Raw genomic sequence first — 21,897 nt, 5'->3', positions numbered from 1 at the left:
GCGCCGCTCAGCGCACCCGTCCCCGCGCCTTCAGCGGTCCGGGCGGCAGGTCCGGCGCCGCGAGTGGGCCGCCGTCGTAACCCTTCACCTCGCCGAAGCGCGAGCTCTCCATCCAGTCCGAACGGGCCTGTGCGATGTCCTGGTGGGACCGTCCGATGAAGTTCCACCACATGACCAGCTCCTCCTCGAACGGCTCGCCGCCCAGGAGCATCAGGCCGGCGTCCGACTCGGCCCGCAGGGGCAGTTCGGTGCGGCCGCAGCCGAGGTAGAGCATGGAGCCGGGCAGCAGCGGTACGCCGTCCACGTGGGCCTCCCCCGACATGGACAGCACGGCGTACTCGAAGTCCGGCTCCAGCGGCAGGCGTACGTCCGCGCCCCGGGCGAGGGCCAGATCGGCGCCCACGATCGGCGTGTACGTCGTGCCGGGCGAGGCGGCGCCGTCGACTCCGCCCAGGATGACCGTGGCCTGGAGGCCGGGTGCCGTGACGACGGGCAGCCCGCCGTGGTGTTCGAAACGCGGGTCGGTGTGCCGGTCGCTGTCGGGCAGCGCCACCCACAACTGCGCGCCGTGCAGGAAGCGGGCGTGGGACTTGGGGCTCTCCTCGGAGTGGCTGATGGCCCGCCCGGAGGTCATCAGGCCCAGTTCACGCGGGCGGATCGTCTGCAGGCTGCCCGTGGAGTCGCGGTGCAGCACCTCGCCCTCGTGCAGCCAGCTGACGGTCTGCAGGCCCATGTGCGGATGCGGCGGAACCTGCATCCCGGGCTCTTCGGCGATGTCGTCGGGACCGTAGTGATCGACGAAGCACCAGGCGCCCACCATGCGCCGGCCCAGGTTGGGCAGCAGCCGCCGGACCTCGCTGGACTCGCCGAGCTTGACCCGGCGGGGGCTGAGGAGTTCACGTACCGGCTCCGCCGCCACGAAACCCCGGCCGCCGCACAGGGCGGGAACGGCCTCGCGATCAAGATTGCTCATGGCCCACAACCTAGCCCCGTGGAGGACCGCCCGTCATGCCGTCCACCGCCGGGCAGGACGCGTACGAGCCCCGGACCGGCCACGAATAGGTCGTGGAATATTCAACCAACCCCGTCGGTTCTGCCCGTCGAAGGAAACAGAGGAGGTCACGGACGTGGACACGACCTACTACGACCACGGGACGACCGCGGAGCGCTGGGAGCGCGCCCGGATGTTCTTCGACGCCAAGGACTACGCCGCCTCGGCGCGCGTTCTCGACAGTCTGGTCGAGGAGGTGCCGCAGGAGACGGGTCCCCGCCTGCTGCTGGCCCGGGCGTACTACCACTCGGCGCAGCTGAGCCGGGCGGAGGCCGAGCTGCGCGTCCTCGTCGAGCGTGACCCCGTGGAGCACTACGCCCGGCTCATGCTCGGCCGGACGCTCCAGCGCCAGGGCCGCGACGACGAGGCCGGGCCGCACCTGCGGCTCGCCTCGGCGCTCGCGGGAGATTTCGACTCCCTGTGAGCGGAGGGTGAACGGAGGGCCCCCGGGCTGCCAACGGCGGCCCGGGGGCCCTCGCTACGTGGCGGTCCCCTTCGGGGTGCCGTACGTGCGTCTGCCCCGCCGGTAGGCGATCTCGCCCAGGATCACGTCCACCGCGATGAAGGCGGCCAGCGAGATGCCGAGGAGGGGCACGAAGTACCCGAGGACGGCGATGCCCGCCATCAATGGGACGAGGATGTGCGCGGGCACCTGCTGCCAGGCGCCGCGCGGGACGGGCCGGCCGAAGGCCGAGGCTCGGCCCCGCTGCCACCACATGCGGTAGCCCCACAGGATCAGCAGGATGAGGCTGAGGGCGAGGGCCATCAGCACCAACTGGTTGACGATGCCGAAGAGGACGCCGGTGTGCGCGTCGATCCCCCAGCGGGTGAGCTTCGCCAGCACCGGGTAGTCGGCGAACCGTACGGTGTCGGTCACCTCGCCGGTCGCCGGGTCGACCGCGACCGCGTCCTGCTTGGTGGGCCAACTGCGCTGCACCTGGCTGACCTTGTAGGCCGACTCGGCGTCCGCGGGCGGCACGATCTCCACCGGGTCGCCCAGGCCCTTCGCCCGCGCGGCGGCCAGCACCTTGTCGAGGCCGACGCCGTGCTCGACGCCGCCCTCGGCCGACCCCGAGCCGTGGCCGGCGTGTTCGCCCCCGACGGCGGCCGACACCGACGGGGTCGCCTGGCGCAGCGAGGTGCGCAGTTCGTCGATGTTCGCTCCGGCGTACGTCGACCAGGTCAGACCCGTCGCCGAGAGGAAGATGAAGCCGACCGCGGCCCAGACGCCGACCGAACCGTGCAGACCGAGGGTGCGCCGGCGCCCGCTGGTGCCGCGTATCCTCCGCTGCGTACGACGGCGGCCGAACCAGAGGACGAGGCCGCCGCCGGCGATCACCCACAGCCAGCTGGCGGCGAGTTCGCTGTAGAGGCGGCCGTCGTCACCGAGCTTCAGATTCGCGTGGAACTCGTCGATCCAGGTGCGCAGCGGCAGGGCGCCGGTGGACCCGTACTGTTCGAGCGCGCCGCGCACCTCGGCGGTGTACGGGTCGACGAACACCGCGAGGGTGTGGGTCTCACCGATGCCGGAGACGCCGGACAGCATCACCCTGGTCGTCGCGTCGTCCTCGGGCGAGGGGCGTACCGCGGAGACCGTTCCCTCCGGGTGGGCCTTGCGGGCGGCGGCGACCTGCTCGGAGATCGGCAGTTTCCCGTCGCCGACCGGGACGGTCATCTCGTGCGAGTAGAGGATCCTCTCGGCCTGGAACGACGCCGCGTAGAGGAATCCGGTCGTGGCGGCGACCAGCAGGAACGGGGCGACGAGCACTCCGGCGTAGAAGTGCAGCCGCAGCACCAGCGGGCGCAGTGGCGCCCAGCCGCCGCGTCTGGGCGGGTCGGGGGTGGTGGACGGCGGGGACTCGTCCGTCTCGGGCGCGGGAGCGATGGACATCGGCTGGCTTCTCCGGTCGGGCAGGGGACGACGGGGCCGTACTCGGCCGTTGCGGTGCAGTAGTCGGTGGGCGGGCCCGTCGAGTTCCCGGAGATTTCTGTGGCGTGGGTCACACACCTGTTCGTGCGCCGGGGAGCCGCCTCGCACGCCGGGATTCCGCTTGGCATGCTGGCGCGATGGCATCATCCAGTGACCTCACGCCCCTGCGCGACCGCGTGGAGGAACTCCTCTCCCGTACGGGCCCGTTGCCGATCGTCGCCGCCGGTGACCCCGTACTGCGCGGTGCGGCCGAGCCGTTCGACGGCCAGCTGGATCCCGCACTCCTGGCCCGCTTCGTCGCCGCCCTGCGCGACACCATGCACGCGGCCCCGGGGGTCGGGCTGGCCGCGCCCCAGGTGGGCATCCCGTTGCGGATCGCGGTGATCGAGGACCCGGCGCCCGTCCCGGACGAGATCCGCGAGGTACGCGGCCGGGTGCCGCTGCCCTTCCGGGTCCTGGTCAACCCGGTGTACGAGCCCGTGGGCACCGAACGTGCCGCGTTCTTCGAGGGCTGTCTGAGTGTGCCGGGCTGGCAGGCGGTGGTGGCGAGGCCCGCCCGGGTACGGCTCCTGGCGCGGGACGAGCACGGCGGGGCGGTGGACGAGGAGTTCACGGGCTGGCCGGCCCGGATCGTCCAGCACGAGACGGACCACCTCGACGGCACGCTCTACCTCGACCGCGCCGAACCGCGCTCGCTGTCCTCCAACGAGGCGATGGCGCGGTGGTGGGCCCAGCCGACTCCGTCGCAGGCGGCGAAGGGGCTGGGCTTCGACCTCTAGGGACCACTAGGGACCACTAGGGACCACTAGGGACCACTAGGGACCACTAGGGAATCTGGGGACCACCAGGAACCCCTAATGGCCAACTAGGTCTGGCCAGGGGTTACTTGCTGTCGCGGTACGCCTCCAGCAGCCGCAGCCACACCTCGCTGACCGTCGGGTAGGACGGGACCGCGTGCCACAGCCGGTTCACCGGGACCTCTCCGACGACCGCGATCGTGGCGGAGTGGACCAGCTCGCCGACGCCGGGGCCGACGAAGGTGACGCCGCGCAGGGTCTCGCTGTCCAGGTCGACGATCATCCGGGCCCGGCCGCGGTAGCCGTCGGCGTACAGGCCGGCGCCTGCGACCGTGGAGAGGTCGACGTCGACCGCCCTGACGCGGTGGCCCGCCTGCTCGGCCTCGGCGAGGGAGAGGCCCACGGAGCCCGCCTCCGGGTCGGTGAAGACGACCTGGGGGACGGCGGCGAGGTCGGCGGTCGCGGAGTGCGCGCCCCAGGTGTCGGTCTCCAGGAGCGGCACGCCGGCCGCCCGCGCGGCGATGGCGGCGCCCGCGATCCGGGCCTGGTACTTGCCCTGGTGGGTGAGCAGGGCGCGGTGGTTGACGTCACCGACCCCGTACAGCCAGTCCGTGCCGGTGACCCGGAGGCTGTCGTCGACCTCCAGCCAGGAACCGGGGGTGAGGCCGACCGTCTCCAGGCCGACGTCGTCGGTGCGAGGGGCGCGTCCGGTGGCGAAGAGGATCTCGTCGGCCTCGATGCGGTCGCCCGTGGAGGTGGTGACGACGACCGTGCCGCCCTCCCGTGTCACCGACTCGACGGAGGCGCCGGTGCGCACGTCCGCGCCCGCCTCGCCGAGCGCCTCGGCGATCAGCTCGCCGGCGAAGGGCTCCATGCGGGGCAGCAGGCCCTTGCCGCGGACGAGGAGCGTGACCTGGGAGCCGAGGGCCTGCCAGGCGGTGGCCATCTCCACGCCGACGACTCCGCCGCCGACGACGACGAGGCGGCCCGGGACGGCCTGAGCACTGGTGGCCTCGCGGCTGGTCCAGGGCTTGACCTCGGCGATCCCCGGCAGGTCCGGCAGTACGGCCCGGGTGCCGGTGCTGACGGCCACGGCATGCCGGGCCGTCAGGACGTGCCGTTCCCCGTCGGGGCCCTCGACCGTGACCCGGCGCGGCCCGTCGAGCCGGCCGTGTCCCCGGTAGAGGTCGACTCCGACGCCCTCCAGCCACTGGACCTGGCCGTCGTCCTTCCAGTTCGAGGTGTAGTAGTCGCGGTGGGCGAGGACCGCCGAGGCGTCGAGAGGGCCTTGCACGGCCTGGCTCAGGCCGGGCACCTTGCGGGCGTCCGCGCGGGCGATCGCCGGGCGCAGCAGGGCCTTGCTGGGCATACAGGCCCAGTACGAGCACTCGCCGCCGACCAGTTCGCTCTCCACGATCGCGGCGGAGAGGCCTGCCGCGCGGGCGCGGTCGGCGACGTTCTCCCCCACGGGTCCGGCCCCTAGCACCACGACGTCGTACACGTTGGTTTCCGTTTCCGTCATGGGGTCAGTCTGGTGGTTGGTGTGGGCCGTGGCCACACGGGTAGGCGCGCGGAATACGGCGCCGGTCGGTGCCGTTGTGCAGGACGGCCACGCACCGACCCCGGGAAGAGGGAATCAACGCCATGACCAGCACCGTGGAGCTCACCAAGGAGAACTTCGACCAGACGGTCACGGACAACGAATTCGTCCTGATCGACTTCTGGGCGTCCTGGTGCGGCCCGTGCCGGCAGTTCGCCCCGGTCTACGAGAAGGCGGCGGAGGCCAATTCCGACCTGGTGTTCGCCAAGGTGGACACGGAGGCGCAGCCGGAACTGGCGGCGGCCTTCGACATCCAGTCGATCCCGACGCTGATGATCATCCGCGATCAGGTGGCGATCTTCGCCCAGCCGGGTGCGCTGCCCGAGGCCGCCCTGGAGGACGTCATCGGCCAGGCCCGCAAGCTCGACATGGACGAGGTCCGCAAGTCGGTCGCGGAACAGCAGGCGCAGCAGGGACAGCAGGCCGAGTAACGGCGACACGCCGGCCCGCCCGGGGCAGAACGCCCCGGGCGGGCCGGCGCCCGTACGACCGCCCGTCCGTCCGTCCGCCGTCAGCTCGACTCGCGGTGGACGACCTCCGCCCCCAGCACCGCATGCGCCTCCGGCTCCCCCGCGGGCTCCCGTACCGCACGGTCGACCAGTTCGGCCAGCTCTCGCCCGGACGGCAGCCGGAGGTGGACCGTGCTCAGCCGCGGTCGCAGGAGCCGTCCCAGCATCAGGTCGTCCGCGCCGACGACGGCCGTCTCGCCGGGTATGCCGATCCCCTCGTCCTGCAGCGCGCGCATCAGCAGCATCGCGAACTCGTCGTTGTACGCGAAGACGGCGTCCAGGCCGAGGGAGCGCCAGCGCCCCGCGAGATCGGCCGCGGCCTTCTCGTCGAAGGCGAGCGGCACCTCGGTCAGCGTGGCGTCCGTACCGGCCAGGGCCTGCCGTACGCCTTCGAGGCGGGGTCTGGAGAAGATCTCCAGACCTCGGTCCTCGGGCACCAGCACCCCGACGCGGCGGTAGCCCCGGGCCAGCAGGTGCACGCCGACGCTGCGGCCGACCTCCTGGTGGTCCATGAGGAGCGCGTGGGCGCCCTCGACGCGTTCGGGACCGATGGTGACCACGGCCCGGGCGCCGGAACGCTTCAGCACGGACACGCCGCGCGGCCCGAGGCCCCCGCCGGGCGCCAGTACGGCGACCGGCCGCAGCTCGGCCCACGCGCGGGCCGCCTCGTCACCCCGCAGGCGCAGTCCCCCGTACTGCACGACGGTGTATTCGAGGCGGCTGAGCGCCCACTGGAGTTCGTTGAAGAACTGGCTGTAGAGCGGGCCCACGGGCACGTCCGGCGCGGGCATCAGGACCATGCGGCTGTGCCCGGCGCGCAGACTGCGGGCCGCGGCGTGCGGCACGTACCCGAGTTCCTCGGCCGCCCGGTGGACACGGCGGCGGGTGGGCTCGCTGATCCGTACGGCGCTGGTGTTGTTCAGGACGTAGGAGACGGTCGCGCGTGACACGCCCGCCAGACGGGCCACGTCGGCACTCGTCGGCACGGAGCGCTGCGCGGGCTGCGGAGGGGCGGATGTCTTCGGTATCTGCACCATGAGGTACGGCATCCTTGCAGAAGCCCCGCGCGGGCCCGGGGCCGGGGGCGACCCAAGTCGCTTTCCGCTCAGGGCAGTTCCGGCGCGTCGGGAGTGCGACGCGGTACGCGTCAGGGGTGCGGCGCGGTACGGGTCACCTGTTCGGTTCGGTACGGGTCAGGTATTCGGCTCCGTACGCGTCACGCGTGCGACCAGGTCGTTCCAGCCCGCTTCCAGGCGCTCCAGCGGCATCCCGCACTCCTTGGTCAGGTGGTGGATCAGCGCGGGGTCCAGGTACCCCATCAGCGTCTGGGCGAGGAGGGCGCAGTCGGCGTCCGGCGCCGCCTGCCGCAGCAGCAGGGTGACGTGGCCGGTCAGGAACCGCTGGGGCGGGAACGAGAAGCGGCGGGCCGGTTCCGGCTGGGCGGCCAGCTGCAGATCCAGCTGCTCGGCCGACTGGCGCAGGACGGCACCCCCGAACGCTCTCAGCCGTTCGACCGGCGGCGCGCCGGGGCCCAGCGGGGGCGGTCCGCTGAGGAAGGCGGCCTGGAGCTGCTTGGCGGAGTGGTCCAGGAGCGCCATGAGCAGGCCGGTGCGGTCGCCGAAGCGGCGGAAGACGGTTCCCTTGCCGACCTCGGCTGCCACGGCCACCGCCTCCATCGTGACGCCGGCCGCGCCGTGCTCCGCGACCAGGCGGGTGGCCGCCTCCAGCAGCCGGGCGCGGTTGCGGGCCGCGTCGGCACGCAGGCAGGGCTCATCCTCGCCGGAGGTGAGCTCCAGCAGAACGGGCTCGTCGAGGGACTCCTGAGACTTGGGGAGGGGCGGCAAGGAGGCGGACATGAAGACAGCGTAACGCCGGGGGAAGAAAACTGGACCGCGGTCCGTTTGACTGGTAGAACTTTAAACGGACCCCGGTCCGGATCGTAACGGCAATGTTTCATCGTCCTTGGAGCCCCCCATGACTGTTCGTATCCTCGCGCTCGTCGGCAGCCTTCGCGCCGGCTCGCACAACCGCCAGCTCGCCGAGGCCGCCGTCAAGCTCGCGCCCGAGGGCGCGGAGGTCGACCTGTTCGAGGGCCTGGCCGACATCCCCTTCTACAACGAGGACATCGACGTCGAGGGCGACGTCCCGGCCGCCGCCGCCCGGTTGCGCGAGGCCGCGGGCGGCGCCGACGCCATCCTGCTCTTCTCGCCCGAGTACAACGGCACCATCCCGGCCGTCCTGAAGAACGCCATCGACTGGCTGTCCCGCCCGTTCGGTGCGAGTGCCCTCAAGGACAAGCCCCTGGCCGTGGTCGGCACCGCCTACGGCCAGTACGGCGGCGTCTGGGCGCAGGACGAGGCCCGCAAGGCCGCCGGTATCGCCGGCGCCAAGGTCCTCGAGGACATCAAGCTCTCCATCGCGGGCTCGGTCGTCCGCTTCGCCGAGACGCACCCCTCCGACGACGCCGAGGTCGCCGCCCAGCTGACCGAGGTCATCGGCCGGATCCACGGCGAGGCCACCGCGCCCGTCGCCGCCTGACCGGCACACCCGCACGGCTCCTGGTGACGCGTGGCCATCGCCGCGCGTCACACGTCGTTCGCGGTACGCGGTGCCGGGACGGAGTTCGGTCCGCACCCCGGTCCATGGTCCGTGGGCACGTAGGCTTGGCGGCATGGACGACGCGTCGATGGTGGGGCTCATGGGGCGGGTCACCGGCACGGTGGGGCCCGGTCTCGTCGGCGAGGTGATCGTCCGGGTGCGCGGCGGCGCCGAGCACTTCCTCGCGTACGCCGCTTCCTCGAAGGACCGTATCGAGTCGGGCACGGTGGTCATGGTGGTGGAGTACCTGCCGCCGCGCACGGTGTACGTGTCGCCCGCGTACGGCAGTTGAAGCCCGCGCGGACGCTTTGACCATGTGAGCGTGTAGTACGTATCAAAGGTGTCCCAAGGCCGCGTCGGGCTCTGTACCCACGGGTCCGCGCGGGCGCACACTCCCTTCGTTCGGTGCCGACAGGGCACCAGGCAACAGGGGGCGAATGCCGATGATCGTCGGCGTCGTGGCGGGGGCAGCGGTCCTCGCGCTCGTATTCATCGTCGTGGTCTTCAAGCTCATGTGGCGGGTCGCGGAGCCCAACGAAGCGCTGATCATCTCCGGTTCGAAGCATCGCATGGAGGGCCTTGAGGAGGGCATGGGCTTCCGGATCGTCACCGGACGGGGCACGCTCGTGCTGCCGGGCGTCCAGGCGGTGCGCAAACTCTCGCTCGACCTCAACGAGACCGAACTGTCCGTGGACTGCGTGACCCACCAGGGCATCCCGCTCAAGGTGCGGGGCGTCGTCATCTTCAAGGTGGGCGACGACTTCGTGTCGATCGCCAACGCGGGGCGCCGCTTCCTGGACCAGCAGAAGCTGATGTCGGAGCGGGTGCACAACGTGTTCGCCGGTCATCTGCGGTCCATCGTCGGCGGGTTGACCGTCGAGGACATGATCCGCGACCGCGACAAGCTCACCGGGCAGACCCGGGCCGCGTGCGGTACGGAGATGGAGAAGCTGGGGCTGATCGTCGACTCGCTGCAGATCCACGAGATCGAGGACCCGACCGGGTACATCAAGAACCTGGCCATGCCGCACGCGGCGGCCGTCCAGCGGGACGCCCGGATCGCGCAGGCCGAGGCCAACCGGCTGGCCACCGAGGCCGAACAGCAGGCCGCCGCGCGGATGGCGGAGGCGACCCGGGACAGCGAGATCCTGCAGGCCGGGTACCAGGCGGAGCGCGACAACGCCGCGGCCACGTCGCGGCAGGCCGGACCGCTCGCCGAGGCGCAGGCCCGCCAGGAGGTCGTGGTCCAGGAGACGCGTGTCGCCGAACTGAAGGCGCACCGGCGCGAGCAGCAGCTCCAGGCGGACGTCCGCAAGCCCGCGGATGCGAAGGCGTACGAGAAGCGCACGCTGGCCGAGGCGGAGCGCGATGTGCGGATCTCCGCGGCGCAGGCCAAGGCGAAGGAGACGGAGCTGGCCGCCGCGGCGGAGGCGACGCGGGTCACGACGGCCGCGAGCGCCGAGGCCGAGGCGACGAAGGCGCGGGGCGCCGCCGCCGCTACGGCGACCAGGGCCACGGGTGAGGCGGAGGCCGCCGCCGCGCAGGCCAGGGGGATCGCGATCGCCGAGTCCACGCGGGCGAAGGGGCTCGCGGAGGCGGCGGCCATCGCGGCGCGGGCCGCCGCACTGGCCGAGAACCAGGAGGCCGTGGTCGCGCAGCAACTCGCGGAGAACTGGCCGGAGATCGTGAAGGCGGGCGCGGGGGCCTTCGGGAACGTCGAGCACATGGTGCTGCTGAACGGGGCCGAGGGGATGTCGGACATGTTCACCAAGGCGCTGACCATGGGTGGGACCGGGCTCGGGCTTGCCCGGCAGTTGCTCGCGTCCATGAACGCGGACGGGCGGGTGAAGGGTGGGGGTTCGCCCGTGAACGGGGCCACCTCGGGGGGTGCGGGCAGTTCCTCCAAGAGGGTGCCCCTGGACGGGGAGTCGTAGGGAGGGGAGTTGGGGGGTGCGGGCGGCTGGCGCAGGGGTGCGCCCTTCCCCGCGCCCCTTGAGGCAAGGGTGCGGGTCCGCTGGCGCCGGAGTGCGCCGTTCCCCGCGCCCCCAAAAACAGGAGTTGCGCCGTTCCCCGCGCCCCCAAAAACAGCAGTTGCGCCGTTCCCCGCGCCCCTGAACCCCTCGCCTGAAAGTGCGCGAGCGGGGCGGGTTAACGTTCGGTGTGACTGCTTCTGCCGAGCGTGATGTTCCTGGGCGATTCGGGCCCTCCGCCACCGTCGAGGCCGATCCGCGGCGGGTCGGGGTCGTGCGGACCGAGTACTCCCCCGCGCACGACGGCGACCCGGACCCGGGCGAGATCGTGTGGACGTGGGTGCCCTATGAGGAGAACGACGGGCGCGGCAAGGACCGGCCCGTACTGGTGGTCGCCCGCGAGGGCGCCGACACGTTCCTCGCCGTGCGGTTGTCGAGCAAGGGGCACCACGGCGACCGGGAGTGGGTGCCGATCGGCAGCGGGCCCTGGGACCGGTCGGGGCGCGACTCGTGGGTGGCCGTGGACCGGGTGCTGCGGCTGCACGAGAAGGGGATGCGCCGGGAGGCGTGCGCGCTGGACCGGATGCGGTTCAACCTGGTGGTGCACCGGCTGCGGGAGCGCTACAGCTGGCGCTGAACGGACCTGAACGCCTGCTCGAAGGCGCCCCGCACCACGGCTCCCCTCGTACGGTCGAGGACGCCGAACACCACGTGCTCGAAGGTGCCGGCGAAGCGTCCGCCGTCCCCGAGGAGCGTGGCGAAGGTGCTCGCCACCCGCGCCGGGTCGTTCCGGAAGACTCCGCAGCCCCACGCGCCCAGCACCAGCCGGCGGTAGCCGTGCGCCTCGGCCGTCTCCAGCACCCGCTCGGCGCGGGAGGCGAGGGCGCGCGGCAGCTCGGCCACGCGCTCCGGCATGGTGCGTCTGATCACTCCCGCGTTGGGGGCGGCGGCCGTGAGGAATCCGGCGGTGAACGGCTCGTCGAGGAGCGTTCCCCGGTCGTCGCGGAAGACCGGGACGGCCGGTGAGTGGATCACCCGGTCGGTGTAGAAGGCGTCGTGGTGGGTCCGGTGGTGGTCGTAGAACGCGCGGACCTCCACCACGCACGTGTAGAGCGCGGAGGCCCGGCACAGGGCCTCCTCCTGGGCCTGGGCGCCGTTCAGACAGCCCCCGCCGGGATTGCGTGCCGAGGAGAAGTTCAGCACCGCGGCCGGACCGGTCAGTCGGCGGGCCGCCGCCAGGCTGCTCTCGCCCGTGACCTCGAAGAACGTGTCCGCGACGGCGGCACGACCGGTGGCACGCGCGGTCCGCAGCGGCTCCGGTCCGTACATGCGGGTGCCCGCGCGGGCGGCGGCCACCGCCGCGGCGATCGACACCTCACGCCCACCGGACGCGCGGTACGAACCCGCCGCGACGATCTCCTCCGTGTGCCGTGCGATCGCGCGCAGCCGTGCGCTCATGGCGCCACCCCTGTAGGCGCCGTGCTCGCGCCCCGCGCGATCCCCCTGTTACCCCCGTCGCATCCCCCGTCGTGCTCATGAACGCATGGTGAGCGATCCTGGTAGGGCGCCGCAACAGAGTTTCACGCACCCAAAAGCGGTGATACGCACCCTTGTGCGAATCGCCTCAAGGGTCTTGGGTGGGACGAGCGTCTGTCGGGCCGGCCCATCCGAAGCCGGCCCGACGGCATGGATGGAATCTCAGGAGGATCCCGACATGTCCGATTCGGTGAGTGACTGTACGGAGCCCCGGCGCTCCACCGTCACCGAGGCCGAAGTGGAGGCACTGGTCCGCGGCATATGCTTCAAGACCGGACCGCCCCGCTTCCTCGGTGTGGAACTCGAATGGCTCGTCCACGAGCCGCGCTCCCCGCGGCTCCCCGTACCACCAGAACGTCGCGAAGCGGCCTACGCCGCAGTGCGGGCCCTGCCCCTGAGTTCGACGGTCACCGTCGAACCGGGCGGACAGCTGGAACTCAGCTCCGCACCCGCCGCCTCCCTGACGGAGTGCATCGCAGCCGTATCCGCCGACCTCGACGCCGTACGCGCGGTACTGCGCGAGGCGGGTCTCGCCCTCTGTGGACTGGGCCAGGACCCGTGGCACGAACCCACCCGCTTCCTCCATGAGCCGCGGTACGACGCCATGGAGATCTGCCTCGACCGTGCCGGCCCGGAAGGCCGCGCCATGATGTGTTCCTCCGCCTCCGTGCAGGTCTGCCTGGACGCCGGGTACGAGGAACCGGGACCGCTCGGTCTCGGGCGCCGCTGGTGGCTGGCCCACCAACTGGGCGCGGTCCTGGTGGGCGCGTTCGCCAACTCCCCGATGGCCCGGGGCCGACCCACGGGCTGGCGCTCCACCCGGCAGTCCCTGTGGGCCGCCATGGATCCGGGCCGCACCGGTGCTCCGCCGCTCGACGGCGACCCGCGGGCCGCCTGGGCACGGCACGTCCTGGACGCTCCGGTGATGTGCGTCCGCGCGCCCAGCGGTCCCTGGGACGTACCGGAGGGGCTGAGTTTCCGGGAGTGGACCCGGTCCGACGCACCACCGGGCCGGGAAGACCTGGACTACCACCAGACGACCCTGTTCCCGCCGGTGCGTCCGCGCGGGCACCTGGAGCTGCGCATGATCGACGCGCAGCCGGGCGACGACGGCTGGATCGTGCCGCTGGCCGTGACGGCGGCGCTGTTCGACGACCCGGAAGCCGCCGAGACCGCCTACCGGACGGTGAAACCGCTCGCCGAACGGACCGGCTCGCTGCCCGCTCCGACCAACCCGCTGTGGACGACCGCCGCCCGCTCGGGCCTGGCCGATCCCGAGCTGCGGGAGGCGGCGGTGACCTGTTTCGCGGCAGCCGCCGAAGCGCTGCCCAGGATCGGGGCGAGCACCGAGGTGCAGCGGGCGGTCGCGGAGTTCACCGAGCGCTACGTCGCCCGGGGCCGGTGCCCCGCCGACGACCTGCTCGGCACGGAACACGGCACAGCACACGGCACAGAGAACAGCACAGAACACCTGCTCAGCGGGAAGGACTTCCGCCCATGACCGACCCCGGTAACGGCACCACGTTCGACGACCCGGAGACGCTCAGGAAGCGTGCGCTGGCGGCGCTGCTCACGGCCCGCGAGCGCACGGCGCTGCTGACCTCCTGTGTCGAGGACCCCGAACTGACCGCGCAGCACTCGCCGTTGATGTCCCCGCTGGTGTGGGACCTCGCGCACATCGGCAACCAGGAGGAGCTGTGGCTGCTGCGGACGGTCGGCGGCCGTGACGCGCTGCGGCCCGACATCGACGGCCTGTACGACGCGTTCGAGCACCCGCGCGCCGAGCGGCCCTCGCTTCCGCTGCTGCCGCCCGCCGAGGCCCGCACCTACGCGGCCGAGGTACGCGGCCGGGCGCTCGACATCCTGGAGAGCACCGCCTTCGAGGGTACGGGCGCCCGGCTGACCGAGGCCGGGTTCGCCTTCGGCATGATCGCCCAGCACGAACAGCAGCACGACGAGACCATGCTGATCACCCATCAGCTCCGCAAGGGGCCGGTGGCGTTGACGGCCCCGGACCCGATGCCCGTACCCGCGTTCACCGGACCGTCCGAAGTGCTGGTGCCGGGTGGCCCGTTCACGATGGGCACGTCCACCGAGCCGTGGGCGCTGGACAACGAACGGCCGGCGCACGCACGTCTGGTGCCGCCGTTCTTCATCGACACCACCCCGGTGACGAACGAGGCGTACCAGGCGTTCATCGCGGACGGCGGCTACACCGACCCGCGCTGGTGGGCGCCCGAGGGCTGGGCCCACATCCGGGAACACTCCATCGAGGCGCCGCTGTTCTGGCGCCGCGACGGCGGGCAGTGGCTGCGGCAGCGCTTCGGCGCCACCGAGGTCGTACCGGCCGACGAGCCCGTTCTGCACGTCAGCTGGTACGAGGCCGACGCGTACGCGCGCTGGGCGGGGCGGCGCCTGCCCAGCGAGGCCGAATGGGAGAAGGCGGCCCGGCACGACCCGGAGACGGGCCGCTCCACGCGTTATCCGTGGGGCGACGCCGACCCCACGCCCGAGCACGCCAACCTCGGCCAGCGCCATCTGCGCCCGGCGCCGGCCGGCAGCTATCCGGAGGGCCAGTCGCCCCTCGGCGTACGACAGTTGATCGGTGACGTGTGGGAGTGGACGTCCAGCGATCTGCTCCCCTATCCGGGCTTCCACGCCTTCCCGTACAGGGAGTACTCGGAGGTGTTCTTCGGGTCGGAGCACAAGGTGCTGCGCGGCGGCTCGTTCGCCGTGGACGCGGTGGCGTGCCGGGGGACGTTCCGCAACTGGGACTATCCGGTCAGGCGGCAGATCTTCTCCGGGTTCCGTACCGCCCGGGACGCCCGTCCGGACAGCGCCTGATGTGCCGTCACCTGGCATACCTGGGGCCCGAGGAGCCGCTGGGCCGGCTCCTCGTGGACCCGGCCCACGGCCTGTACCGCCAGTCGTGGGCGCCCCGGCGCCAGCGGCACGGGACGGTCAACGCCGACGGGTTCGGCGTCGGCTGGTACGCCGAGGGCGATCCGGTGCCCGGCCGCTACCGGCGCACCGGGCCGATCTGGGGCGACCGGTCGTTCGCCGACCTGTCTCGGGTGGTGCGCTCCGGCGCGCTGCTCGCGGCGGTGCGGGACGCGACCCTGGCGGGGGCGGACGGGGAGGCCGCGGCGGCGCCGTTCGCCGCGGGCACCTGGCTGTTCAGCCACAACGGGGCGATCGCCGGCTGGCCGCGTTCGCTGGCCCCACTGGCCCGGACGCTGCCCGCCGAGGACCTGCTGTCGATGGAGGCGCGCTGCGACTCGGCACTCGTCTGGGCGCTGGTCCTGAACCGGCTGCGCGGCGGGGACGAGGAGGGGCAGGCCCTCGCCGACACGGTTCTCGACGTGGCGGCGGCGGCCCCCGGCTCCCGCCTCAACCTGCTGCTCACCAACGGCGAGGTGATCGCCGCGACCGCCTGGGGCGACACGCTCTGGTATCTGACCGAACCCGGCCGGCGCACCGTCGTGGCGTCCGAGCCGTACGACGACGATCCGCACTGGCGGGAGGTGCCGGACCGCACGCTGCTCGCGGCGAGCCGCACGGACGTGCTGCTCACCCCGCTCAAGGACATCGACGCACCCATGGCACCCGCACCCGACACGTCCGTACCGAGCGCATCCGTTCCGAGCGCATCCGTTCCGAGCAAGGAGCCCCGTACGTGAGTCCGTTCCTGGTCACCCGCACGCTGCCCGAGGACGCCACGGACGCCGCCCTGCGGGCCGACGTCCTGCACGGTCTGACCCGCGCTCCGAAGACGCTCCCGCCCAAGTGGTTCTACGACGCGGTGGGCAGCGAGCTCTTCGAGGAGATCACCGCGCTGCCCGAGTACTACCCCACGCGCGCCGAGCGGGAGATCCTCGCCGCCCGGGCGCCCGATATCGCCGCGGCGACCGGCGCGCGCACTCTCGTCGAGCTGGGCTCGGGCTCGTCGGAGAAGACCCGGCACCTGCTCGACGCGCTGCCCGCGCTGCACACGTACGTGCCGGTGGACGTGAGCGGGAGCGCGCTCACGCAGGCCGGTGAGGCGCTGGCCGCCGAACGCCCCTCGCTCGACGTGCACGCCCTGATAGCCGACTTCACCGCCGGTCTCACGCTGCCCGGGACGCCCGGCCCGCGGCTCGTCGCGTTCCTGGGCGGCACGCTCGGCAATCTGCTGCCCGCCGAACGCGCCTCGTTCCTGGCGTCCGTACGGTCCCTGCTGTCGCCCGGCGACGCCCTGCTCCTCGGCACCGACCTGGTGAAGGAGGAGTCGGTGCTCGTCAGCGCCTACGACGACGCGGCGGGGGTGACGGCCGCGTTCAACAAGAACGTGCTGAGCGTCGTCAACCGCGAGCTGGGCGCGGACTTCGATCCCGACGGGTTCGCCCATGTCGCCCGCTGGAACGCCGAGGAGGAGTGGATCGAGATGCGGCTGCGCGCCCTGAAGGCCGTGACCGTGAAGATCCCGGCGCTCGACATCGCGGTGGAGTTCGCCGAGGGCGAGGAGATGCGCACCGAGGTGTCGGCGAAGTTCCGCGAGGCGGGCGTACGCGCGGAACTGGCCGCGACCGGACTCGAACTCACCCACTGGTGGACGGACGCCGAGGGGAGGTTCGCGCTGTCGCTGAGCACGGTCCGGTGAGCCGCACCGGTCCGGAGCCCGCCGGAACACGTGTCCACCGGGCTCCCATCTCGCGGTCCCCCGTCTCCTGGGGCACCGTGGAACGACCCGTGGCACATGGGCCACGGCGGAGAGGAGCACCCGCATGTCCGACCACACCTACCGGGTCACCGAGATCGTCGGAACCTCGCACGAGGGCATCGACCAGGCGATCCGCAACGGCGTCTCCCGGGCCTCGCAGACCCTGCGCAACCTCGACTGGTTCGAGGTGACGCAGGTGCGCGGGCAGATCGAGAACGGGCAGGTCAAGCACTACCAGGTCGGCCTGAAGGTCGGCTTCCGCCTGGAGGACTCGGCCTGACGGCCGCCCCTGGCAGGCCCGTGACCAGCACGTGCGCCGGCCCCTCCCGACGCGTTCGGGAGGGGCCGCTGCCGTCCGGCTTCGCCCGTCAGGTGCGGCCCTGCCGTTCCTGCGCGTCCCTCAGCGCCGCCGACGCGGCGGCCCAGCGGGCCCGTACGACGCGGAACCCGGCCCGTTCGGCGTCCGCGCACACCAGCTCGTCGTCGTCCACGAGCACCCTGATCTCGCGGTCGCGGGCCAGCTCGCGCAGGATCTGCAGCTTGGTGCGCCGGGCGGGCCTGCGGTCGTCGTCGCGCCGCATCCGCACGCGGCCCTCGGGCAGGCCCTGGGCGGCGATCCAGGCCACCGTGTCCTCGCGGCAGCGCTCGGGCCGCCCGGTCAGGTAGAGGACCTCGCACTCCTCGGCGTGTTCCAGGGCCAGTGCCACGCCCTCGGCCAGCGGCGGATCGTGCTTCGCCGCGGCGAAGAAGGCGTCCCAGTCGCGCGGCTTCCGCTCCAGGTACCGCTGCCGGTGCGCGGTGTCGGCGAGCGTGCCGTCGAGGTCGAAGACGGCGAGTGGCGTGCTGTTGTTCGTCACGGCGGCCACCCTAGAACGCCGCCCGCCTCCGTTCAGGACGCGGTCGCGTCCCGCCACAGGGTCCACGCGAGGCCGAAGCCGGCCAGCGCGATCGCGATCCGCAGCGGCGCCTCGGGCAGCCGCCGTACGACCGCCGGCCCCGTCGCCGGCCCCGTCCAGGCGCACTCGACGTTCCATACTAGAGACACTGTCTGCATATACAGACAGCGGGTCGCTTTGCCGCCACCCCTGAGGGAAGGCCCGCCGCTACCGCTGGGACGCGCCCCCGGCCGGGTGGAAGGGTGCGGAGGGTGTGAGAGGGACGCCCGGCGGCATGTTGTACGGCGTGACCACCTGGATCGCCGAGGGCAGGAAGGGGCCCTCGTCGGGCAGCGCCTTGTGGGCGCGCATGATGGTCTGGCAGGCGCGCCGCATGTCCTGGCGCAGGTCGTGGTGGAGCACGGCGGACAGCCGGCGTTCGCGCAGGAATCCGGTGTTGTCGTGATCCAGGTCGTGGGCGATGAACACCGCGCACTCCCGCCCGAGGACGCGGAACGCGTCGAGGGTCGCCGCGTTGCCGCCCCCGGCCGAGTACACGGCGATGACCTCCTCGTCCCGCTTGAGCGCGTCCAGGACGAGGTCCCGCTGCGTGGCGTCCAGACCGTCGCTGTCGGTGACCTCCACCAGCGACCGGCCGGGCTGCGCGCTGCGCATCGCACTGCGGAAGCCCATCTCCCGCTCCTCCTCGCCCCTGAAGGAACCCCGGCTGATCGTGGCGAGCACGTTGCCGGGCCGGTCGCCGAGCCACTGGCCGATGAGATAGGCCGCGGTGGCGCCCGCCGCCCGGTTGTCGATCCCCACGTACGCCATGCGCGCGCTGCCGGGCAGGTCGCTCACCAGCGTGACGACGGGGATGCCCGCCGCGACCAGCCGGCTGACGGCGGCGACGATCTCCGGCAGGTCGGGGGCCTTCAGGATCACTCCCTGCGAGCCGCGCTTTGCGATCTTGTCCAGGGTGGCGACCAGGTCGGAGGCGGGACAGGTCTCCCGGAAGTGGAAGCGCGAGCGCACCACGGCGGGGTGCAGGGACGGCAGTTCCGCCTCCAGGGCGTCGCGGACGGCCGTGGAGAACCGCTCAGGCGTCTGCATCACGATGTCGATCATGAAGGTACGGCCGCCGATGCGTACCTGGGTCCGCTGGCGGTCCAGATCCTTGATGGCCTGGCGCACCTCCATGACGGTGCTCTCACGTACACCGCCGCGGTCGTTGAGGACACGGTCGACCGTGGCTTCGCTCAGACCGGCCTGACGGGCGATCTCTCTGATCGGATAGGGATGTCGCACGGCGGGGCCCCCGTGGGCGAATGACGGACTTTTGATGGGTCTCTGCGGATTGTATGACGGGCTCCGGTTCCCGAGACTGGCAGAAGCGCCGCCGGAGCCGAAGCCCGCGCCGAGGCCGAGCCGAAGGAGAGCAACGCATCCATGGGACTTCTTGAGGACAAGGTCGTCCTCGTCAACGGCGGCAGCCAGGGCGTCGGCGCGGGGGTCGTCCGGGCGGCCCTGCGCGAGGGCGCGACCGTCGTCTTCACCGGACGCCGGGCGGAGGTCGGCGGGAAACTCGCCGCGGACACCGGCGCCCGCTTCGTACGCGCCGACCTGGCGGACCCGGCGCAGGCCCGCGGCGGCGTCGACCGGACCGTGGACGCGTACGGGCGTATCGACTGCCTGGTCAACGCGGCGGGGCTCACCTCGCGCGGGTCGCTCCTGGACACCACGCCGGAGCTGTTCGACGCGCACATGGCGATCAACCTGCGGGCGCCGTTCTTCGCGATGCAGGCCGCGGTCGCCGACATGACGGCCCGCGAGGCGCCGGGCACGATCGTGAACATCGGCTCGAACTGCGCGCACGGCGGCCCGCCGCACCTGGCCCCGTACTCCACGGCGAAGGCCGGTCTGGCGGGGCTGACCCGCAACGCGGCGCACGCGCACCGCTGGGACCGGATCCGGATCAACGGCCTGAACATCGGCTGGACGGACACCGAGGGCGAGGACGCCACCCAGCGCGCCTTCCACGGGGCGGGCGACGACTGGCTGGAGAAGGCCGCCGCCGCCCAGCCGATGGGCAGGCTCGGACAGGTCGACGAGATCGCCGACTTCGTCGTACTCCTGCTCTCCGACCGCAGCGGTGTGGTGACCGGCTCGGTCATCGACTGGGACCAGAACGTCTTCGGCGGGCTCGACTGAACCACCCACCCCGCGGGCTGCGGCCCCGGGTTTGAAGGAGCAAGATTCGCATGCGTATTGGCATCATGGGGCTGGGCCGGATCGGCGCGTTCCACGCGGAGACCCTGGCCGGACTCGAAGCGGTCGACTCGCTCGTCGTCACCGACCCGGTCGCCGCGGCGGCCTCCTCGGCGGCGGAGCGGTTCGGGGCGACGGCCGTGGACTCCCCCGACGCGGTGTTCGCCGCCGGAGTCGACGGAGTCGTGATCGCCGCCGCGACCGACGCCCACCCCGAACTCCTCCTCGCCGCCGTCAAGGCCGGCATCCCGGTCTTCTGCGAGAAGCCGGTGGCCCGCGGCGTCGAGGAGAGCCTCGAAGTGCTGCGCGCGGTGGAGGCCGGCGGGGTCGAGGTGCACATCGGCTACAACCGGCGCTTCGACGCGGGCTGTGTCGCCGCGCGCCGGGCCGTGGTGAGCGGCGAACTCGGCGCGCTGCACACCGTGCGGTCCACCACCCTGGACCCCGCGCCGCCGCCCGCCGCGTACGTGGCCGTCTCCGGCGGCATCTTCCGCGACTGCGGCGTGCACGACTTCGACATCGTGCGCTGGGTCACCGGCCGCGAGGTCGTCGAGGTGTACGCGACCGGCGGCAACCGGGGCGCTGACTTCATCGCGGCGGCGGGCGACGTCGACACCGCCTCGGCGCTGCTCACCTTCGACGACGGCACGATCGGCGTCATCTCCAACTCCCGTCACAACGCCCGGGGTTACGACGTCCGCCTGGAGGTGCACGGTATGCTGGACAGCATCGCCGTGGGTCTTGAGGACAAGCTGCCGCTGCGGTCGGTCGAGCCGGGAGCCACCTTCCCCGCCGGTCCCCCGCACCACTTCTTCATGGACCGCTTCGCCGCCGCCTACCGCGCCGAACTGACCGCGTTCACCGAGGTCGTGGCGGGCTCCCGGCCCTCCCCGTGCACCGTGGCCGACGCCCTCGAAGCGAGCTGGATCGCCGAGGCCTGCACGCTGTCGCTGCGCGAGCACCGGCCCGTACGAGTGGAAGAGGTGCGCACGGTATGACGGAGGAACCCCTGCGGATCGGTGTGCTGGGCGCGGCCCGCATCGCCGAGCTGTCGATCGCCGGACCGGCCCGGGTGACCGGCCACCGCCTCGTGGCGGTGGCCGCCCGCGACCGGTCCCGCGCCGAGGCCTTCGCCGCCGAGCACGACGTCGAACGGGTCCTGGACTCGTACGCCGACGTCGTCGACGACCCGGCGGTCGAAGTCGTCTACAACCCTCTCGCCAACGGTCTGCACGCGCCCTGGAACCTCGCGGCGCTCGCCGCGGGCAAGCATGTGCTCACGGAGAAGCCCTCCGCGAGCAACGCCGAGGAGGCCGTCGAGGTCCGGGACGCCGTCGTGAAGGCGGGCAAGGTCTTCATGGAGGGCTTCCACTATCTCTTCCACCCGGTCACCCGGCGCCTGCACGAGCTGCTGGAGAGCGGGGAGCTGGGCGAACTGCGGCACGTGGAGACCACGATGGTCATGCCCGCGCCGCCGGACACCGACCCGCGCTGGTCGCTGCCGCTGGCGGGCGGCGCCCTGATGGACCTGGGCTGCTACAGCCTGCACGCCCAGCGGATGCTCGCACCCTGGGCGGGCGGCACCCCCCGGCTCGTCGGGGCACGCGGCGGCGAGCGAGGCGGGGCGGGGGCACCCGCGGACGGAGTCCTGGGGAGGGCGGGCGCGCCCGCGGTCGACGAATGGCTGGACGCCGACCTGGAGTTCCCGGGCGGCGCCACCGGCAGTGCCCGCTGCCACATGGCGCACGACGGCTGGGAGATGAGCTGCCGGATCGTGGGTTCGCACGGTGAGGCCACGGCGGTGAACTTCGTCCAGCCGCACCTCGACGACCGGGTCCGGGTCCGCACGGCCTCGGGCGAGCACGTGGAGATGCTCGGCCGCCGGTCCTCTTACACCTATCAGCTCGAAGCCTTCGCGGCGCATCTGCGCAGGGGCGCGCCGCTGCGCCTGGACGCCGACGACGCGCTCGCCACGATGCGCCTCATCGACGACTGCTACCGGAGTGCCGGCCTCCCGCTCAGGCCGCGGACGGTCCTGCCGGCCCCGGCCTGAGCGGTCCCGCTTCG

Annotated in this window: 24 protein-coding genes; 15 read left to right on the top strand and 9 right to left on the bottom strand. The window is 72.5% G+C overall.

Going from position 1 to position 21,897, the window contains the following annotated elements:
- Positions 1-7: 7 nt before the first annotated feature.
- On the bottom strand, positions 8-973 hold the full coding sequence (locus tag K3769_RS35625) for a pirin family protein (protein WP_267030351.1): 966 nt from the start codon (positions 971-973) through the stop codon (positions 8-10).
- A gap of 154 nt (positions 974-1,127) precedes the next feature.
- Between K3769_RS35625 and K3769_RS35620 the strand changes: the two genes are divergently transcribed.
- Entirely contained in the window at positions 1,128-1,475 is a 348-nt protein-coding gene (locus tag K3769_RS35620; protein ID WP_267030350.1) for a tetratricopeptide repeat protein, read from the top strand.
- 54 nt (positions 1,476-1,529) lie between these two features.
- Here K3769_RS35620 and K3769_RS35615 read toward each other — a convergent pair whose 3' ends face one another.
- Positions 1,530-2,942, bottom strand: coding sequence for a PepSY-associated TM helix domain-containing protein (locus tag K3769_RS35615; protein WP_267030349.1), 1,413 nt, complete (start codon positions 2,940-2,942; stop codon positions 1,530-1,532).
- A gap of 176 nt (positions 2,943-3,118) precedes the next feature.
- Between K3769_RS35615 and K3769_RS35610 the strand changes: the two genes are divergently transcribed.
- On the top strand, positions 3,119-3,760 hold the full coding sequence (locus K3769_RS35610; RefSeq protein WP_267030348.1) for a peptide deformylase: 642 nt from the start codon (positions 3,119-3,121) through the stop codon (positions 3,758-3,760).
- A gap of 103 nt (positions 3,761-3,863) precedes the next feature.
- On the opposite strand, the gene K3769_RS35605 is transcribed toward K3769_RS35610, so the two are convergent.
- The gene (locus K3769_RS35605; RefSeq protein WP_267030347.1) at positions 3,864-5,300 is read right to left on the bottom strand and encodes a dihydrolipoyl dehydrogenase family protein; all 1,437 of its coding nucleotides are present in this window, start codon (positions 5,298-5,300) and stop codon (positions 3,864-3,866) included.
- A gap of 122 nt (positions 5,301-5,422) precedes the next feature.
- Between K3769_RS35605 and trxA the strand changes: the two genes are divergently transcribed.
- Positions 5,423-5,809, top strand: coding sequence for a thioredoxin (gene trxA / locus K3769_RS35600; RefSeq protein WP_267030346.1), 387 nt, complete (start codon positions 5,423-5,425; stop codon positions 5,807-5,809).
- An 80-nt stretch (positions 5,810-5,889) separates the two neighbouring features.
- On the opposite strand, the gene K3769_RS35595 is transcribed toward trxA, so the two are convergent.
- Both K3769_RS35595 and K3769_RS35590 read right to left on the bottom strand, forming a co-directional pair.
- On the bottom strand, positions 5,890-6,924 hold the full coding sequence (locus K3769_RS35595; protein WP_372515104.1) for a LacI family DNA-binding transcriptional regulator: 1,035 nt from the start codon (positions 6,922-6,924) through the stop codon (positions 5,890-5,892).
- A gap of 156 nt (positions 6,925-7,080) precedes the next feature.
- Positions 7,081-7,743 carry a TetR/AcrR family transcriptional regulator gene (locus K3769_RS35590; RefSeq protein ID WP_267030344.1) on the bottom strand — a complete coding sequence of 221 codons (663 nt, stop codon included), beginning with the start codon at positions 7,741-7,743 and terminating at the stop codon, positions 7,081-7,083.
- A gap of 118 nt (positions 7,744-7,861) precedes the next feature.
- Between K3769_RS35590 and K3769_RS35585 the strand changes: the two genes are divergently transcribed.
- The 4 genes from K3769_RS35585 to K3769_RS35570 all read left to right on the top strand — a co-directional run bounded on the left by K3769_RS35585 (position 7,862) and on the right by K3769_RS35570 (position 11,092).
- Positions 7,862-8,425, top strand: a complete 564-nt coding sequence (locus K3769_RS35585) for an NAD(P)H-dependent oxidoreductase (protein ID WP_267030343.1) — start codon at positions 7,862-7,864, stop codon at positions 8,423-8,425.
- A gap of 133 nt (positions 8,426-8,558) precedes the next feature.
- The gene (locus K3769_RS35580; protein WP_267030342.1) at positions 8,559-8,777 is read left to right on the top strand and encodes an NfeD C-terminal domain-containing protein; all 219 of its coding nucleotides are present in this window, start codon (positions 8,559-8,561) and stop codon (positions 8,775-8,777) included.
- A gap of 145 nt (positions 8,778-8,922) precedes the next feature.
- Complete coding sequence (locus K3769_RS35575) at positions 8,923-10,419, top strand: flotillin family protein (RefSeq protein ID WP_267030341.1); 1,497 nt, start codon at positions 8,923-8,925, stop codon at positions 10,417-10,419.
- A 226-nt stretch (positions 10,420-10,645) separates the two neighbouring features.
- On the top strand, positions 10,646-11,092 hold the full coding sequence (locus K3769_RS35570) for a type II toxin-antitoxin system PemK/MazF family toxin (RefSeq protein ID WP_267030340.1): 447 nt from the start codon (positions 10,646-10,648) through the stop codon (positions 11,090-11,092).
- Here K3769_RS35570 and K3769_RS35565 read toward each other — a convergent pair.
- Positions 11,077-11,913, bottom strand: a complete 837-nt coding sequence (locus K3769_RS35565; protein WP_267030339.1) for a TIGR02452 family protein — start codon at positions 11,911-11,913, stop codon at positions 11,077-11,079. The two genes, K3769_RS35570 and K3769_RS35565, sit on opposite strands and share 16 nt — an antisense overlap.
- A gap of 256 nt (positions 11,914-12,169) precedes the next feature.
- Here K3769_RS35565 and egtA point away from each other — a divergent pair, with 256 nt between their 5' ends.
- From egtA to K3769_RS35540, 5 genes are all read left to right on the top strand, one after another.
- Positions 12,170-13,492 carry an ergothioneine biosynthesis glutamate--cysteine ligase EgtA gene (gene egtA / locus K3769_RS35560; protein ID WP_267030338.1) on the top strand — a complete coding sequence of 441 codons (1,323 nt, stop codon included), beginning with the start codon at positions 12,170-12,172 and terminating at the stop codon, positions 13,490-13,492.
- Positions 13,489-14,835, top strand: a complete 1,347-nt coding sequence (gene egtB, locus K3769_RS35555; RefSeq protein ID WP_267030337.1) for an ergothioneine biosynthesis protein EgtB — start codon at positions 13,489-13,491, stop codon at positions 14,833-14,835. The genes egtA and egtB overlap by 4 nt, the downstream gene beginning before the upstream one ends.
- Positions 14,835-15,671 (top strand): ergothioneine biosynthesis protein EgtC, encoded by an 837-nt coding sequence (egtC, locus tag K3769_RS35550; protein ID WP_267030336.1) that lies wholly within the window; start codon positions 14,835-14,837, stop codon positions 15,669-15,671. Before egtB ends, egtC begins: the two co-directional genes overlap by 1 nt.
- Positions 15,668-16,630 (top strand): L-histidine N(alpha)-methyltransferase, encoded by a 963-nt coding sequence (gene egtD, locus K3769_RS35545; protein WP_267030335.1) that lies wholly within the window; start codon positions 15,668-15,670, stop codon positions 16,628-16,630. Before egtC ends, egtD begins: the two co-directional genes overlap by 4 nt.
- Before the next feature lie 124 nt (positions 16,631-16,754).
- A complete protein-coding gene (locus K3769_RS35540) occupies positions 16,755-16,970 on the top strand; it encodes a dodecin (RefSeq protein WP_107019416.1) in 216 nt (71 codons plus the stop codon).
- An 88-nt stretch (positions 16,971-17,058) separates the two neighbouring features.
- Here the strand turns inward: K3769_RS35540 and K3769_RS35535 are convergent, their stop codons facing one another.
- The 3 genes from K3769_RS35535 to K3769_RS35525 are packed head-to-tail and all read right to left on the bottom strand — an operon-like array spanning position 17,059 to position 18,870.
- The gene (locus K3769_RS35535; RefSeq protein WP_267030334.1) at positions 17,059-17,547 is read right to left on the bottom strand and encodes a phosphatase domain-containing protein; all 489 of its coding nucleotides are present in this window, start codon (positions 17,545-17,547) and stop codon (positions 17,059-17,061) included.
- Between the two features lie 32 nt (positions 17,548-17,579).
- Positions 17,580-17,735, bottom strand: a complete 156-nt coding sequence (locus tag K3769_RS35530) for a hypothetical protein (RefSeq protein WP_267030333.1) — start codon at positions 17,733-17,735, stop codon at positions 17,580-17,582.
- A gap of 58 nt (positions 17,736-17,793) precedes the next feature.
- Positions 17,794-18,870 carry a LacI family DNA-binding transcriptional regulator gene (locus K3769_RS35525; protein WP_267030332.1) on the bottom strand — a complete coding sequence of 359 codons (1,077 nt, stop codon included), beginning with the start codon at positions 18,868-18,870 and terminating at the stop codon, positions 17,794-17,796.
- 141 nt (positions 18,871-19,011) lie between these two features.
- On the opposite strand from K3769_RS35525, the gene K3769_RS35520 reads away from it, so the two are divergent.
- From K3769_RS35520 to K3769_RS35510, 3 genes are read left to right on the top strand one after another with little or no spacing between them, the layout of a single operon-like run.
- Complete coding sequence (locus K3769_RS35520; RefSeq protein WP_267030331.1) at positions 19,012-19,773, top strand: SDR family oxidoreductase; 762 nt, start codon at positions 19,012-19,014, stop codon at positions 19,771-19,773.
- Positions 19,774-19,823: 50 nt separating this feature from the next.
- Positions 19,824-20,828, top strand: coding sequence for a Gfo/Idh/MocA family protein (locus K3769_RS35515; protein WP_267030330.1), 1,005 nt, complete (start codon positions 19,824-19,826; stop codon positions 20,826-20,828).
- Positions 20,825-21,883 (top strand): Gfo/Idh/MocA family protein, encoded by a 1,059-nt coding sequence (locus tag K3769_RS35510; protein ID WP_267030329.1) that lies wholly within the window; start codon positions 20,825-20,827, stop codon positions 21,881-21,883. The genes K3769_RS35515 and K3769_RS35510 overlap by 4 nt, the downstream gene beginning before the upstream one ends.
- Positions 21,884-21,897: the final 14 nt, after the last annotated feature.

The organism is Streptomyces ortus (genome assembly GCF_026341275.1).
Taxonomy (GTDB): domain Bacteria; phylum Actinomycetota; class Actinomycetes; order Streptomycetales; family Streptomycetaceae; genus Streptomyces; species Streptomyces ortus.
The sequence above is the reverse complement of the archived record's forward strand: the minus strand, read 5'-3'. Positions and strand labels throughout refer to the sequence as shown.

Bases quoted from the DNA above. Each gene is read 5' to 3' on its own strand.
- K3769_RS35625 (WP_267030351.1), bottom strand. From the start codon at position 973: ATGAGCAATCTTGATCGCGAGGCCGTTCCCGCCCTGTGCGGCGGCCGG.
- K3769_RS35615 (WP_267030349.1), bottom strand. From the start codon at position 2,942: ATGTCCATCGCTCCCGCGCCCGAGACGGACGAGTCCCCGCCGTCCACC.
- K3769_RS35610 (WP_267030348.1), top strand. From the start codon at position 3,119: ATGGCATCATCCAGTGACCTCACGCCCCTGCGCGACCGCGTGGAGGAA.
- K3769_RS35605 (WP_267030347.1), bottom strand. From the start codon at position 5,300: ATGACGGAAACGGAAACCAACGTGTACGACGTCGTGGTGCTAGGGGCC.
- trxA (WP_267030346.1), top strand. From the start codon at position 5,423: ATGACCAGCACCGTGGAGCTCACCAAGGAGAACTTCGACCAGACGGTC.
- K3769_RS35595 (WP_372515104.1), bottom strand. From the start codon at position 6,924: ATGGTGCAGATACCGAAGACATCCGCCCCTCCGCAGCCCGCGCAGCGC.
- K3769_RS35590 (WP_267030344.1), bottom strand. From the start codon at position 7,743: ATGTCCGCCTCCTTGCCGCCCCTCCCCAAGTCTCAGGAGTCCCTCGAC.
- K3769_RS35585 (WP_267030343.1), top strand. From the start codon at position 7,862: ATGACTGTTCGTATCCTCGCGCTCGTCGGCAGCCTTCGCGCCGGCTCG.
- K3769_RS35580 (WP_267030342.1), top strand. From the start codon at position 8,559: ATGGACGACGCGTCGATGGTGGGGCTCATGGGGCGGGTCACCGGCACG.
- K3769_RS35575 (WP_267030341.1), top strand. From the start codon at position 8,923: ATGCCGATGATCGTCGGCGTCGTGGCGGGGGCAGCGGTCCTCGCGCTC.
- K3769_RS35565 (WP_267030339.1), bottom strand. From the start codon at position 11,913: ATGAGCGCACGGCTGCGCGCGATCGCACGGCACACGGAGGAGATCGTC.
- egtA (WP_267030338.1), top strand. From the start codon at position 12,170: ATGTCCGATTCGGTGAGTGACTGTACGGAGCCCCGGCGCTCCACCGTC.
- egtB (WP_267030337.1), top strand. From the start codon at position 13,489: ATGACCGACCCCGGTAACGGCACCACGTTCGACGACCCGGAGACGCTC.
- egtC (WP_267030336.1), top strand. From the start codon at position 14,835: ATGTGCCGTCACCTGGCATACCTGGGGCCCGAGGAGCCGCTGGGCCGG.
- K3769_RS35540 (WP_107019416.1), top strand. From the start codon at position 16,755: ATGTCCGACCACACCTACCGGGTCACCGAGATCGTCGGAACCTCGCAC.
- K3769_RS35520 (WP_267030331.1), top strand. From the start codon at position 19,012: ATGGGACTTCTTGAGGACAAGGTCGTCCTCGTCAACGGCGGCAGCCAG.
- K3769_RS35515 (WP_267030330.1), top strand. From the start codon at position 19,824: ATGCGTATTGGCATCATGGGGCTGGGCCGGATCGGCGCGTTCCACGCG.
- K3769_RS35510 (WP_267030329.1), top strand. From the start codon at position 20,825: ATGACGGAGGAACCCCTGCGGATCGGTGTGCTGGGCGCGGCCCGCATC.